Source organism: Actinoplanes sp. NPDC051537 (assembly GCF_055586105.1).
Genome location: NZ_JBVJIU010000002.1, coordinates 456,253 through 469,993 on the forward strand (window position 1 = coordinate 456,253; position 13,741 = coordinate 469,993).

11 protein-coding genes are annotated in these 13,741 nt (G+C 72.2%); 3 read left to right on the forward strand and 8 right to left on the reverse strand.

Annotated features, from left to right (window positions below; translation table 11 throughout):
• Position 1 precedes the first annotated feature (1 nt).
• The 3 genes from ACZ6TB_RS05890 to ACZ6TB_RS05900 all read right to left on the reverse strand — a co-directional run bounded on the left by ACZ6TB_RS05890 (position 2) and on the right by ACZ6TB_RS05900 (position 3,499).
• Positions 2-2,128 carry an SCO7613 C-terminal domain-containing membrane protein gene (locus tag ACZ6TB_RS05890; protein WP_465551430.1) on the reverse strand — a complete coding sequence of 709 codons (2,127 nt, stop codon included), beginning with the start codon at positions 2,126-2,128 and terminating at the stop codon, positions 2-4.
• Between the two features lie 154 nt (positions 2,129-2,282).
• A complete protein-coding gene (locus ACZ6TB_RS05895; protein ID WP_465551068.1) occupies positions 2,283-2,672 on the reverse strand; it encodes a TIGR03668 family PPOX class F420-dependent oxidoreductase in 390 nt (129 codons plus the stop codon).
• The gene (locus ACZ6TB_RS05900) at positions 2,669-3,499 is read right to left on the reverse strand and encodes an LLM class F420-dependent oxidoreductase (RefSeq protein ID WP_465551070.1); all 831 of its coding nucleotides are present in this window, start codon (positions 3,497-3,499) and stop codon (positions 2,669-2,671) included. The genes ACZ6TB_RS05895 and ACZ6TB_RS05900 overlap by 4 nt, the downstream gene beginning before the upstream one ends.
• Positions 3,500-3,534: 35 nt before the next feature.
• On the opposite strand from ACZ6TB_RS05900, the gene ACZ6TB_RS05905 reads away from it, so the two are divergent.
• A complete protein-coding gene (locus ACZ6TB_RS05905; protein WP_465551071.1) occupies positions 3,535-4,374 on the forward strand; it encodes an alpha/beta fold hydrolase in 840 nt (279 codons plus the stop codon).
• Between the two features lie 11 nt (positions 4,375-4,385).
• Here the strand turns inward: ACZ6TB_RS05905 and ACZ6TB_RS05910 are convergent, their stop codons facing one another.
• Positions 4,386-5,822, reverse strand: a complete 1,437-nt coding sequence (locus tag ACZ6TB_RS05910; RefSeq protein ID WP_465551073.1) for an MFS transporter — start codon at positions 5,820-5,822, stop codon at positions 4,386-4,388.
• A gap of 83 nt (positions 5,823-5,905) precedes the next feature.
• Between ACZ6TB_RS05910 and ACZ6TB_RS05915 the strand changes: the two genes are divergently transcribed.
• Positions 5,906-6,562, forward strand: coding sequence for a TetR/AcrR family transcriptional regulator C-terminal domain-containing protein (locus tag ACZ6TB_RS05915; RefSeq protein WP_465551075.1), 657 nt, complete (start codon positions 5,906-5,908; stop codon positions 6,560-6,562).
• Positions 6,563-6,564: 2 nt separating this feature from the next.
• Here the strand turns inward: ACZ6TB_RS05915 and ACZ6TB_RS05920 are convergent, their stop codons facing one another.
• Positions 6,565-7,356 (reverse strand): STAS domain-containing protein, encoded by a 792-nt coding sequence (locus tag ACZ6TB_RS05920; protein ID WP_465551077.1) that lies wholly within the window; start codon positions 7,354-7,356, stop codon positions 6,565-6,567.
• A 193-nt stretch (positions 7,357-7,549) separates the two neighbouring features.
• Between ACZ6TB_RS05920 and ACZ6TB_RS05925 the strand changes: the two genes are divergently transcribed.
• Positions 7,550-7,927: a VOC family protein gene (locus ACZ6TB_RS05925; RefSeq protein ID WP_465551078.1), complete on the forward strand. Its 378-nt coding sequence runs from the start codon at positions 7,550-7,552 to the stop codon at positions 7,925-7,927.
• 10 nt (positions 7,928-7,937) lie between these two features.
• On the opposite strand, the gene ACZ6TB_RS05930 is transcribed toward ACZ6TB_RS05925, so the two are convergent.
• The 3 genes from ACZ6TB_RS05930 to ACZ6TB_RS05940 all read right to left on the reverse strand — a co-directional run bounded on the left by ACZ6TB_RS05930 (position 7,938) and on the right by ACZ6TB_RS05940 (position 13,709).
• The gene (locus ACZ6TB_RS05930) at positions 7,938-8,615 is read right to left on the reverse strand and encodes a hypothetical protein (protein ID WP_465551080.1); all 678 of its coding nucleotides are present in this window, start codon (positions 8,613-8,615) and stop codon (positions 7,938-7,940) included.
• An 86-nt stretch (positions 8,616-8,701) separates the two neighbouring features.
• On the reverse strand, positions 8,702-11,008 hold the full coding sequence (locus ACZ6TB_RS05935; RefSeq protein WP_465551082.1) for a carboxypeptidase regulatory-like domain-containing protein: 2,307 nt from the start codon (positions 11,006-11,008) through the stop codon (positions 8,702-8,704).
• Between the two features lie 97 nt (positions 11,009-11,105).
• Positions 11,106-13,709 (reverse strand): MGH1-like glycoside hydrolase domain-containing protein, encoded by a 2,604-nt coding sequence (locus ACZ6TB_RS05940; RefSeq protein ID WP_465551084.1) that lies wholly within the window; start codon positions 13,707-13,709, stop codon positions 11,106-11,108.
• Positions 13,710-13,741: the final 32 nt, after the last annotated feature.

Sequence of the window (13,741 nt, forward strand, 5' to 3'; positions counted from 1 at the left end):
TTTAGGTCATTCGGCCGAGGGCATGCCGCACCCGCCCAAGATCCCGGCGGCGTCGCTCGAGCGTGGCGGCCAGGATCACCAGCAGGAGGCCGCCCGCCGCCAGCGGGATCCAGCGCGGGACGAGGTCCCAGACCAGGGCCAGCTCGTGCAGCGCGACCAGGGCGAGCGTGAGGCCGCCGGCGATCACCGGCGCGCGCAGCCGCAGCCGGGCGCCGATCAGCAGGATCGCGAGAGCGGCCAGGCCGAGCAGCAGCCGCCGCAGATGCTGGTCGCCGTCGCCGGCCAGGATCATGATCAGGCTGGGCGTGAGGCTCGCGCTGAGCGCCGGGCCAAGGACGATCCAGCTGGGCGTGGGGTCGCGCCGGGCGAGCAGGGCGGCGGCGAGTGCCAGGCCGCTTGCCGGCAGCGTGTACGCCTCGAGCACCGTCCCCGCGGGGCACGCAAGCGCGACCCCCCACCCCGCCAGCACGGCAAGCACGAAGCCGAGCGTCCCGCCCAGCGCCGCCCCCGCCGCCAGCACGACCGCGAAGCCGCCGGCCACGACGATCGCCCGGTCGTCCCCGTGCAGCCCGAGCGCGACCGCCCCGGCCCACGCGATAGCGGGCACCGGCACCAGCGCGATCAGCAGCCCCAGGGCCCTCACTACGACCGCGACGTCGGCGATCCTCGTGCGCAGGCCGAACAAGGCGATCACCGTGAGGACGGCCGCGGCCATGCTCGGGCGCCCGAACCCGGCGGCGATCGCGTGCGCGCCCAGCACGACCGAGGCGATCACCTGGCCGGCCGCGGTGATCGCCGCCGCGACCGAGGCCGAGGTGGCGACCCGGGTGCCGAGCGTGACCGCCGACGCGGCGGCCGAGGCGGCCGTGGGCGACGCCACCGCGGGCAGCGCGGCCACCCGGCCGGCGGGCGCGGCCAGCGCCGGGGCGGCCCGCCGCAGGCTCAGCGCGAGCAGCGTGCCGACCACCGCGAGATCGAGGATCGGGCCGTTCCACCAGGGCAGGTGCAGACCCGATGGGAGGGCCAGGGCGACCGCCGAGACGCCGGCGACCAGGACGGCGGTGCGCAGCCGCCGCGGCGCCGAGAGCCACAAGGCCGCGGTGACCACGGCGAGCGCGGCCGGCAGCCGCCAGCCCGGGCCGGGCACGGTCGCGCTCCAGGCGGCGTGCAGGGGCGGCCCCGCGGTGACGAGCGTGCGAACCGCGGCGACGGCGGCCGGCACGAACGCGACCACCGCCGCGAGACTCGCAAAGACGTAGGCAACCGGCGCGTATGGGTAAGCAGAGCCGTTCTGCTCACCCATACGCGCAGCCAGGCCACGAGCGGCATCGCTCTGCTCACCAATACGCGCAGCCACGCCCCCACCGGCACCGCTCTGCTCACCCATACGCGCAGCCACGCCGCCACCGGCACCGCTCTGCTCACCAATACGCGCGGCCACGCCCCCACCGGCATCGCTCTGCTTACCGATACGCGCGGCCACGCCACGACCGGCATCGCTCTGCTTACCGATACGCGCGGCGAGGCGGCGGCCGGCACCGCTCTGCTCACCCATACGCGCGGCGAGGTTGAGGGCGGCCAGTGCGCCGAAGGTCAGGGTCCAGCCGGCCGGGCCCGGGTGGGCCGGGGCGACCAGCAGCGGCAGGGCCGGCTGGGCGAGCACGAGCGCGGCATAGCGGGGGCCGGCGAGGCCGGTGGCCAGGGCATACCCGGCGGCGAGCGCGGCCGCGGCGGCGAAGACCACGCCGGCGTAGCGGGCCGGCGCGAACGCGGTCACCCCGAAGAGGTCGATGTACCAGGCCGCGTACCCGTCGAGCAGGATGAGCAGCAGGCCCACCGCCGCCAGGGTCTCCGCCGTGCCGCGCAGGCCTCGGCGCAGCGCGACCGGCGGCGCTGCCAGGGCGGCCAGCGTGAAGGCGGCGAGCAGCGCGGCCCGCCCGCCGTCGCCGAACTGCGCCCACGCCACCGCCGCGAAGACGATCGCCGCGACGCCGAGGAGGAGGCCGCCGAGCAGGAACAGGACGTTCTGCACCGCCCGGGTCGAGGTTTCCCGGGGCGGAGACGGAGGCGGCGGCGGGAGAACCGGCGCCGGATAGAGCGGGCCACCGCAATGCGGGCACGTGTACATCACGCAACCGATCCTTGTGCCCCGCGGCCCGCAAGTATTGAGCACGCATACTCACCGCGAACGAGCGAACGAGCGAACGAGCGAACGTGACCCTGACGCTGCCGGCACCCCGGCCATGCTCACCGAGTCGAAGGACGACCCGCCCCCGCGATCGTCACGGCCGCCACGCTGACCATCGCCGCACGGCGATCTCCAGGAACGGGCCGGGCGGCGGCGCCTCGCGATACTGCGGATAGCGTGCGGTCAGCGCGCTGAGGCCGGCCGGCGAGACGTCGAGGACCCGGGCCACCCCGTCGGCCCGCGCCCACCACAGCCGCGACCAGTCCTCCTCGTAATGGTCGGCCAGCACGCTGACCCGCGGGTCGGCGGCGATGTTGGCGAGCCGCCGCAGCTGCCGGGTGCGCTTGGGCTTGGCGTCGACCGCGGTGTGGATCACGTCGCCGGTCACCGCGAAGACGATCGGCACCAGGTGCGGCGTGCCGTCGGGGGCGACCGTGGCGAGACGGGCGACCCGGACGGCGCCGAACAGCTCGGCGGGGGTCACCGGCCGACCAGGTCGGCGATCGCCTTCTCCCACTTCTCCAGCGCCGGCTCGACCACGCTCCACGGGCCGGACGGCAGCCAGGCCGACGCCCGGTCGACGCCCGCCTCCTCCAGCTGCTCCAGGGCCTTGGGGTCGGGCGGGACGCTCAGCACCTGGATCTGCAGGTAGCGGTCGGCCGAAGCGCGGAGCGCGGCGATGCGGGCCAGCACGTCGGGATCGTGCCACTGCGGGAACCAGCCGTCGCCGTACTCGAGCACCCGCTTCTCGGCCGTCGGGCCGCCCCCGCCGACCAGGATCGGCGGCCACGGCTTCTGCGCCGGCTTGGGCCACGACCAGATCCGGTCGAAGTTCACGAACCTGCCGTGGAAGGTCGCCTCGTCGTGCGTCCAGATCTCGCGCATCGCCCGCACGCGCTCGCCGAGCAGGGCGAGCCGGGTGCGCGGGTCGGTCCCGTGGTTGGCCATCTCCTCGCGGTTCCACCCCGAGCCGATGCCGAACTCGAACCGGCCGCCGCTCAGGTGGTCGACGCTCGCCACCTCCTTGGCCGTGGTGATCGGGTCGCGCTCGATCACCAGGCAGACGCCGCTGCCGATGCGGAGCCGGCTGGTCGCCTCGGCCGCGGCGGTGAGGGCGACGAACAGGTCGTACGTGTGCCAGTACTTCTGTGGCAGCTGTTTACCGCCGCCCCAGGGTGTCTCGCGGCTCGCCGGGATGTGCGTGTGCTCGGCGAAATAGAGCGCCGAGTGCCCGCGCTCCTCCACCCGGCGGGCGATCTCGCCGGGTCGCACGCCGTCGTGCGTTGGGAAATATCCGACACCGAAGTCCATGGGGACGAGCTTGGCACGATCGATACTCTTCGACCATGCAAAGGGCGGAGCTGTCGGCCGGGACCGTCGAGTACGACGACAGCGGCGGCGACGGCCCGGTCCTGGTCTTCCTCACCGGCATCCTGGTCGGCGCGACCCTGTGGCGCGAGGTGGTCGCCGGCCTCGGCGCCGGGCACCGCTGCGTCGTGCTCGAGCTGCCCCTGGGCGCGCACCGCATTCCCCTCGAGCCCGGCGCCGACCTGAGCTCGCTCGGCCTCGCGCGCCTGGTCGCCGAGTTCCTCGAGCGGCTCGACCTGCACGAGGTCACCCTGGTCGGCTGCGACTGGGGCGGCGCGCAGCTGGTCGCGGCCCACCGCCTCTCCGACCGTCTGGCCCGGCTGGTGCTGCTGCCTCAGGAGTCCTTCGACAACTTCCCGCCGGGTCTCCCGGGCCGCGCGCTCCACCTGTCGTCCAAGATCCCGGGCGCCACGGCCGCGGCTTTACAGACTTTGCGCGTACGGCCGATGCGCCGTTCGCCGGTGAATTTTGGTTTGATGTCGAAGCGCCCGGTGCCGCACGACGTGCTGGACGCCTGGCTGGCGCCCGCGCTGGGTTCGTCCGAGATCCGCCGCGACCTGCTGAAATACCTGCGCACCACGCGCCGTGACGAGTACACCGAGGCCGCCCGCCGGCTGTCCGCCTTCGACGGCCCGGCCCTGGTGCTGTGGGCGCCCGAGTGCCGCATGATGGTCCCCGGGAACGGCGCCCGGCTGGCCGAGGCGTTGCGAGCCGGCCGTCTCATCCAGGTGCCCGGCAGCTACACGCTCATGCCGCACGACCAGCCCGACGCCTGTGTCCGCGAGATCCGCTCGTTCGTGGCGGCGCCGCCCCTCTGACCCGCGCGCGCTCAGGCGTTCGCGCTGCGGCGGATCGCCCAGGTGACCAGCACCGCGCAGATGCCGGTGAGCACCAGGGTGGCGACGGTGACCGCGTTCTCGAAGGACTGCGTGCCGGCCGGGCTCGAGCCGATCTGCGCCAGCGAGCCGGTCAGCCCGGCGGCGACGATCGTGCCGGTGACGGCCATCCCGACGCTGCTCGCGACCTCCTGGCTGGTGTCGTTGAGCGCGGCGCCGGTCGAGGTCTTGTCCGCGGGCAGGCCGCGCATGACCGTGACGGCGGCGATGATCAGGACGACCCGCATGCCGGCCGCGGCCAGGACCAGCGCCACCGCGATCCAGCCGTAGCCGTGCCGGCCGAGCAGGGCGTACAGCAGAAGGCCCGCGATCACCGCCACCGCGCCGAGCGGACCGGCGCGGTGGGCGCCGAGCTTGGTCACGAGCTTCTCCACGAACGGGCCGATCGCGAGCATCATGATGATCTGCGGCAGGTTGCCGAGCGCGGCCTCGGCCGGCGACCAGCCCCAGACCAGCTGGAGCTGGAGCGAGACGCTGTAGCCGAGGGCGGCCAGCCCGAGGCCGAGCGCGGCCTGGTAGGCCAGGCTGGCCGAGACCAGCGGGCGCTTCAGGAGGGCGAAGTCGAACATCGGGTGCGCGGTGCGGCGCTCGTGCGCGACGAAACCGGCGGCGCCGAGCACGGCGGCGAGACCGGCGAGCCACGGCGTCGCGTGACCCCAGCCGTCCTCGACGACCAGGGTGGCCGTCCACAGGGACAGGATGATCGTGGCCGTGCCGAGCAGGGCGCCGGGCAGGTCGAGCGGCGACGTGGTGCGGTGGGCGCGGTTGTCGGCCGGGATGCCGAAGCGGATGCACAGCGCCGCGACCACGGCGATCGGCACGTTGATCACGAGCAACGTCTGCCACGACGAGACCTGCAGCAGCAGGCCGCCCAGGGTCGGCCCCGCGGCCAGGCCGACGAGCCCGACCGAGGAGATCACGCCGGTCGCCCGCATCAGCAGGTTCTCCTGGTCGAACAGGCGGAAGCCGAGGGCCATCGTGCCCGGGGCGGTCATCGCCGCGGTGACGCCGATGGCGGCCCGGACGGCGATCAGCTCGGCAGGCGTCCGCACGGCCAGGACGGCGAGGTTGGCCAGCGCGAAGAGAGCCAGCCCGATCAGCATCACGCGCTTCGCCCCGTACCGGTCGGCGATCGCCCCGAAGGCCATCATCAGGCCGCCGAACAGCAGCGAGTAGCCGGACGTGATCCATTGCAGGTCGGACGCCGAGGCGTCGAGCTCGCGGGCGACGGTCGGCAGCGCGACGTTCAGCACCGAGTTGTCGAGCATCTCCACCAGGAAGACGACCGACAGCCCGAGGATCGCGGGCCAGACCGCCCGCAGCGAGGTGGCGCGCACGTTGTCGCGCGCATCCATGACGTCGGCACTCATGATCGGCCCCTATCCCGGAACTATGGAACGGCGTTCCATAGCTCAAGTTTGGAACGCCGTTCCAGACGTGTCAAGATGGAGGCATGCCGAGGACACGTGACACGGATCGCCTGTCCCGGGAGCGCATCGTCGAGGCGGCGGTCGAGCTGCTCGACGAGGCCGGCGAGGCCGGCGAGGCCGGCCTGACCTTCCGGGCGCTGAGCGCGCGGCTGAAGACCGGTCCCGGGGCGATCTACTGGCATGTGGCGAACAAGGGCGAGCTGCTGGTCGCCGCCACCGACGCGGTCCTCCCCGACACCGGCGCTCTGCGGGCCGCGACCCCGGAGGACGCCATCCGGGCCATCGCCCTCGGCCTGTTCGACGCGATCGACGTGCACCCGTGGGTCGGCGGGCAGCTCTCGGTGCTCGCGTCCCGGTCGGCGACACTACGGCTCTTCGAGCACGTCGGCCGGCAGATCCAGGCGCTCGGCGTCCCCGACGCGGCGCTGTTCTACTCGGCGTCCGCGCTGCTCAACTACATCCTCGGCATGGCCGGGCAGAACGCGGCGAACGCGCGCGCCCAGCGGCCCGGCACCAGCCGCGACGACATGCTGGGCGCCGAGGCGGCCCGGTGGGCGGCGCTCGATCCGGCCGAGTTCCCGTTCGCCCACACCGTCGCCGGCCAGCTGCGCGACCACGACGACCGGGCCCAGTTCCTGGCCGGCGTCGACCTCATCATCGCCGGCATCAAGGCCGGCTGACCTCAGCGACTTCGAACGACGGCCCAGACGACCTTGCCGTCGTGGGTCGGGGAAGCGCCCCAGACATAGCTCCGGGCCGTCGCCATCGGCAGGCGCGGCGCCAGGGCCGGGGCCCGGGCGCGGCCGGGACCCTGCAGAGGCGGCAGCGTCGGCTCGTGATCGCGCAGGGCCAGGTACAGGCTCTCCTGGCGCCGGCAGACGGTGAAGAGCATGGCGGTCCCGGCGAACTCCAGCGAGTCCGCGACCAGATCCAGTGCCACGTCGCACCCGTCGGCGGCCAGTTCCGGCATCGTCCACAGACGACAGGCCAGGGCGACCACGTCGCGTACGGTCGCCAGCGAGTCCGGATGCGCCGGCAGCCAGCGCAGCTGGAGCCGGTCGGTCAGCGGCAGGGCGCTCGCCACCGCCGCCCGGGCCTGGTCGACCGTGCCGAACAGGGAGAGAAACCGGGTGCAGCCGAGCTGCCGCAGCCGGGTCACGATCTGCCGGGTCGGCGGCGCGCACACGGCCACCTGCGCGGGCGGCTGCAGCGACGTCGCGGCCTGGCTGGCGGCGATCCAGGTGGCCGCGCTGCTGGCGTCGAGATCGTTCATCTCGTGCAGGTCGATGATGATCGCGGACGGGTGCTCGGCGAGACTCTTGCGCAACACCTGGTAGACGTCGAGCGCGGTCTTACGGCTCCACTGGCCGCAGACCACGAGCTCGATCACCGAGTCGTCGAGGTGGTGGGTCAGCACGACATTTCCGGGATGCTCGGCGCCGCCGGCGGGCCGGCCGGCATTGTTCGCCCTCACGGTGAGACCTCCGATGTCGTCAGCTTCAGCAGCAAGTGTCTGAACGGCCGATACCCGAGGTCAACGTGAAGCTTCCTCTTGACGCGTTCATCACCCGAACGAGGAATGGGAATGCATCCGCCATTCTGCCGATGATCCGCGTGGCCTCGCCGCCGCTTGCCAACGGCACCGCCGGCGCGGCAGGTTGAGAGGCATGTTGACCTCCGCTCCGGTCGTCGCCTTCGTGCCGTCGACCGACCTCGCCCGGTCCCGTTCGTTCTACGAGTCGGTGCTCGGGCTGACGATCGCACACGCCGACGGCTTCGCCCTGGTGGTCGAGTCGCCGGGCGGCCGCATCCGGATCACCGACGTCGGCGGCGAGCTGCGCGTGCAACCGTTCACCGTGCTCGGCTGGCGGGTCGACGACCTCGACTCGGCGGTCTCCGCGCTGACCGGCCGAGGCGTCGAGTTCCTCCGCATCCCCGGCATGGACCAGGACGACCAGGGCGTCTGGACGGCCCCCGGCGGCGCGCGGATCGCCTGGTTCCACGACCCCGACGGCAACACGCTCTCGCTCGACCAGGAAAGCTAGACGGCCGGCGTCACCGCATTCCCAGCAGGGAGTCGTAATCCATCGTGCTGACCAGCCGCAGCGGCGCCGCGACAAGCAGAAGAACAACCAGAACACCGAGCGCGATCCGGTACGTCCGAAGCCCGCGCCACCACGGCAGGGCCCACACCAGAAGCCAGCCGGCAAGAAACGCCACGGCGTGCTGGCCGGCCATCCGAAGCACGACTTCCTCGCACTGATTGTCGGCCGCCGCCGACCGGCAGAGCGCCGGATAGCCGGTCTCGTTCATGGCGACCAGAAACGTGACGACCCCCGCGATCAGCGGCCCGAGCACAAGCACGAAGACCGGCGTGAGCACCCACGAAATCTTGTCCGGCCGCCGATCGAGCCCGTCCGGGGCGGGCTCGTCCGCCTCGCCGACCAGAACGTCCTCGTCGACATGCCGAGCGTCCCCGCTCGTCGGCGCGTGCGCAAAGGCCGCCGCCGGAACCGTCTCGACATCTTCGTCTTCTTCGGCCGCGGCTTCGTCCCCGGCCGGCTCCGCCTCCGCGTCGGATTCGTCGGCCGGTTCCGCTTCTTCCGCTACTTCTTCCGTTTCCTCCGCGCTTTCCGCCACCTTCTCGTCACTCGGCGCAGGCTCATCGGCGGGATCGGGAGTCTCCACGGGCTCGACCGTTTTCTCCTGCTCCGCGATCTTCTCCTCGTCCACGAGCGTGGACCTTAGCCGCAACCCACCCGCCCTCGCTGCCCCCAATATCCACAACGTCGAACCGGTGGCAGCGAGGGGAACGGGCGCTAGCTGAGGGTCAGATTCAGCTTCTTCACGCCCCCGTTGGCGGGGACCCCCACCTTGGTCGCGGAGGCCATGCCGGGCGCGTTGTCGTACCAGCCCTGGCCGCTGGCCCCGTCCCGGTACCAGCTCCAGTCGACCTTCACCTGCTGGCTGCCGATCACCGGCATCTCGTATGCCCCGCCGGGGCCGGCGCTGGACGAGTCGAACGTGGACATCTGGTCGCCGGTGACGGCGTTGAAGGCGTGGATCCGCCACGTCGCGCCGGCCGGGGCGGTCACCGTGCCCTTGAGGGTGGCGCCCTTCACCGGCGTGAAGTCGTACGTGGTGGAGCCGCCCGCGACGACCGGGACGGCGGCCGCCTGGAAGCGGTTGCCGACGTGGCCGGACCACTGACGCGGGTAACCGGCGCCGCCGAAGAGCAGCGGCCACGCGTACGGGCCGAGGTCGTCGATCGTGTATCTGCCCTGCGCGTCGGTGACCGTGTCCCAGCCGGGGCCGGCGTCACCGTACGCGCTCCACGCCACGTCGAGGCTCTTCAGCGGCGCGCCCGAGGCGTCGGTGACCACGCCCGTGATCGTGCCGGCCCGGTCGAACAGGATGGGCGGCGCCGCGACGGTCTTGCCGGGCTTGACCTTCACCCGGACCGCCGCCTTCTGGTCGCCGGTGCCGCTGGTCGCGCCGACCCACTGGTCGCCGTAGCCGGTGGGCGCCACCGCGTAGATCTCGTAGGTGTCCGCGGCCATGTGCGTCGAGGTCGCCGCGCCGGACGCCTCGGTGCAGTTGCCGTAGCCGTCGCCGAGGCCGCCGGTGCCGATCGTCCGGAAGATCGCGCAGCCGCGGGTGAGCGGGGCGCCGGTGGCGTGGTCGGCCGTCGTGTACGAGACCTTGCCGCCGAGCACCAGCTTGACCGTGATCTTCGTGGTCTTGCCCGGCGTCAGCGTCACCGGCTCGTACCCGCCGGCCAGGTAGTAGCTGTCCTCGTTCGGGTTGGCCTGCACCTGGTAGTCGCCGCCGGGCAGGTTGGAGAGCGTCACCTTGTTGCTGCCGGTCGCCGCGCAGCCGTAGCCGTCGCCCGGCGTGTCCAGGTAGGCGCAGTAGTCGGGGACCGCGGCCCCGGTCGCGGCGTCGACCGCCGTCACCACGAGCTTCGCGCCCGGCAGCCACGAGTCGTCGACGGTCGCGTCCTGACCGGCCGTCACCGGGATCAGCGACGCCGTGCTCTCGCTGCTCTTCCCGTACGCCCACTGGGTCCGCGACCCGTTCGGGTCGGCGAACGAGACCTTGTAGTCGCCGGGGAACACCCCGGGGACGCTCCAGCCGCCGCCGGCGTCGGTGGAACCGGTCAGCTGCACCCAGTTGTCGTTGCTGTTGAGCTGGACGGTCACCTGGTAGCCGGCGCCGGCGCCGGACAGCGTGCCGTGCACCGTGGACGACGCCGGCTGGGTGTCGTCGACGGTCACCGCCTCGCCGGCCGCGACCGAGAACGTCCGCGCCTTCGCCGGGTCGGCCGTGCCGGGCACGTACACCTCGGTCCCGCCGTCCTTCGCGTACGACAGCGAGTACCCGTCGCCGGCCAGCACCTCGCCGAGCGCGTAGGTGCCGTCCTCGTCGGTCGAGGACCAGCCGAGCTGCTCGCTGCCCCGGTGCAGGGTCACCGACGCATTGGCCAGCGGCGACCCGTCGCTCGTGGTGAGCCGGCCGCTCACCGTGCCGGTCGGGAGCTTGTGGTCGTCGACCGTGGTGGTCTGTCCGGACGCGACCGGGTAGACAGTCGCGTGGTCCTCGTCCGGCGACTGCACGGCCCACTGGGTCGCGTTGTCCCACCGGAAGGAGAGCTTGTACGTCCCGGGCAGCACGTCGATCGCGTAGGCGCCCTGGTCGTCGGTGCTGCCGTAGATGTAGGACCACGAGTCGACGCCGACCACGGTGATGCTCGCGTACGGCACCGTGAAGTGCCCGGCGAGGGTCCCGGTGGCCGGCTGCTTCTCGTCGACGACGAGCGTGCCGCCGGCGGCGAGCGTGAAGGTCTGGGCGTGCTCCTGGTCGGGAACGCCGGGCGCCCAGTGCTCGAGCCCGTTGTTGGCGAAGTGCAGCTGGATGCCGCCGGCGGCGATGCCGGCGAGCCGGTAGCTGCCGGCGGAGCTGGTGGTGGTGTCGTCGAGGTAGTCACCCTCGCCCGAGTAGGCGGTGACCGTGGCGCCGGAGATCGGCGTGCCCGAGCTGGTGGTGAAGACGCCCTGGACGGTGCCGGTGCCGGCGGCGAGCGCGGGCGCGGTGAGAACCCCCGCGACCAGCACTCCGACGGCCACGGCAGAGCCAAGACGAGCCAAGCGGAAGCGGCTCATCGGGTTCCCCCATGTGTTGTGCGTGGAGGGATATTAGCCCCCATCGACGCATGGAGAAGTGTCAGTGCCGAAGGGTCAGGATCAGATCGACGACAAGGGCGGTCCAGCCGGTCTGATGCCACGCGCCGAGGCCCGCGCCGTTGTCGCCGTGGAAGTACTCCGGGAAGACGATCAGGTCCTTCCAGTCGGGGTGCTGCTGGAGCAGCGCGTTGGCCCCGTAGATCGGCCGGTGACCGTCGGCGTCCGGCACGAACAGCGCGATCAGCCGCTGGGACAGGTCGTCGGCGACCGCGCCGAGCGACACCTTCCGCTGCGACCCGGTCGGGTACTCGGCCATCAGGTCGTCGCCGAAAAAGGCCGCGTACTCCCGCAATGCCTCGATGAGCAGATAGTTCACCGGCATCCAGACCGGGCCACGCCAGTTGGAGTTGCCGCCGAACAGCCCGCTGGTGCTCTCGGCCGGCTCGTACCCGACGGTGAACTCGGAGCCGCCGAGCGACACGGTGAAGGGTTTCTCCAGGTGGGCCCGCGAGAGCGTCCTGATCCCGTACGCCGAGAGAAACTCCTCGGGGTCGAGCATGCGCGCCAGGATCCGCAGCAGCTGGTCCTGGCCGACCATGGCGAGCAGTCGCTGCTGACGCCCCTCGGCCGAGAGCCGCCGGGCGCTGATCACGTCGGCGTACTCCGCCTGGGAGGCCTGCAACCAGCGCAGCCGCGCGTGCAGCTCGGGCAGCCGGTCGAGGGTCGCCGCGGTGAGCCGGGTGGTGGCCGCGAGCGGGAGCAGGCCGACGATCGAGCGCGCCTTCAGCGGCAGCTTGTGCCCGTCCGGCAGGCGCAGCTGGTCGTAGAAGAAGCAGTCCTCCTCGTCCCACAGCCCCTGCCGGTAGGCGGCCTCGGCGATGTACGCGAAGTGTTCGAAGAACTTCGTCGCCATGTCCTCGTAGGTGCGGTCGTGCAGCGCCAGCCGGATCGCCATGTCGAGCAGGTTGAGCGCGTACATCGCCATCCAGCCCGTGCCGTCGGACTGCTCGAGCACCCCGGCCACCGGCAGCGCCGCCGACCGGTCGAACGGGCCGACGTTGTCCAGCCCGAGGAAGCCGCCCTCGAAGACGTTGTTGCCGCCGACGTCCTTGCGGTTGACCCACCACGTGAAGTTGAGCAGCAGCTTGTGCATGACCCGGCCGAGGAAGTCGAAGTCACGGCCGCCGTCGATCTCGAAGACGCGCAGCGCCGCCCAGGCGTGCACCGGCGGGTTCACGTCGCCGAACGCCCACTCGTACGCGGGAATCTGCCCGTTGGGGTGCATGTACCACTCGCGGAGCAGCAACAGCAGCTGGGACTTCGCGAACCCGGGGTCGACGCGGGAGATCGACACACAGTGGAACGCCAGGTCCCAGGCCGCGTACCAGGGGTACTCCCAGGCGTCCGGCATCGAGATGACGTCGAAGCTGTTCATGTGCCACCAGGCGTTGTTCCGCCCGTAGCGGCGGCCCGGCGGTGGCGGCGACGAGCCCGGATCGCCGGTCAGCCACTGCTTCACGTCGAAGTGGTAGAACTGCTTGCCCCACATCAGACCGGCGATGCCCTGGCGGGCCACCTCGGCCTCGGCCGGCGTCGCGGCGGCCGGGATGACCTCGGCGAAGAAGTCGTCGGCCTCGGCCGCGCGGTCGCGCATCGCCGCGTCCCAGCCGGCGCCGAGGTCGAGCGCGGCCGGCTCCCGGTCGTCCTGGGCGAGCCGCAGCCGGATCGTGCGCGACTCCCCCGGCCCGAGCGTGAGCTCGTAGTGCAGCGCGCCCTTGGTGCCGAGGCCGGCCGGGTTCACCGTGGGCAGGCCGGCGATCAGGTGGTCGTTGATGCCGTCCTTGGGGAACAGGCTGGCGCCGGGCAGTCCCCAGAGCCGCTGCGCGTTGGTCTCGTTGTCGCAGACCAGGGCCGGAGCGTCGGGCCCTTCGAGAACGATGTGCCCCAGACTGCGGTGCAGACCCGCGAGGCGGCCCGGGCGACCGGCGAGCACCGGCTTCGGGCGGTTGGGCAGGCCCCACGACCAGGTGTTGCGGAACCAGAGCGTGGGCAGCACGTGCAGGGTCGCCTCGTCGGGGCCGCGGTTGGCGACGGTGACCGCGATGCACATGTCCTGCGGGCCGGCCTTGGCGTAGTCGACCGTGACGGCCCAGTAGCGGTCGTCGTCGAAGACCCCGGTGTCGATCAGCTCGTACTCGGTCTCCTCCCGGGACCGCTGCCCGTTCACGCGTACCAGCTGGTCGTACGGGAACTCCTTCTGCGGATAGTGGTACCGCCACCGCATCCAGGAGTGGGTCGGCGTCGAGTCCTGGTACCACCAGTACTCCTTGGCGTCCTCGCCGTGGTTGCCGCCGTCGCCGCCGAGGCCGAACATCCGCTCCTTGAGGATCGGGTCGCGGCCGTTCCAGAGGGCGAGCGCGAAGCAGAACGTCTGACGGTCGTCGCAGATGCCGCCCATGCCGTCGTCGTTCCAGCGATACGCTCGGGACCGCGCGTGATCGTGCGGGAAGTAGTCCCACGCCGTGCCGTGCTCGCTGTAGTCCTCGCGGACCGTGCCCCACGCGCGCTCGGCCAGGTAGGGGCCCCACGAGCGCCACGGCTGCTCACCGGAGTCGGCCTGCGCCAGGCGTAAGCGCTCCGCCACGCCGTGTCTCACCCCCCACAACTGATCATCGT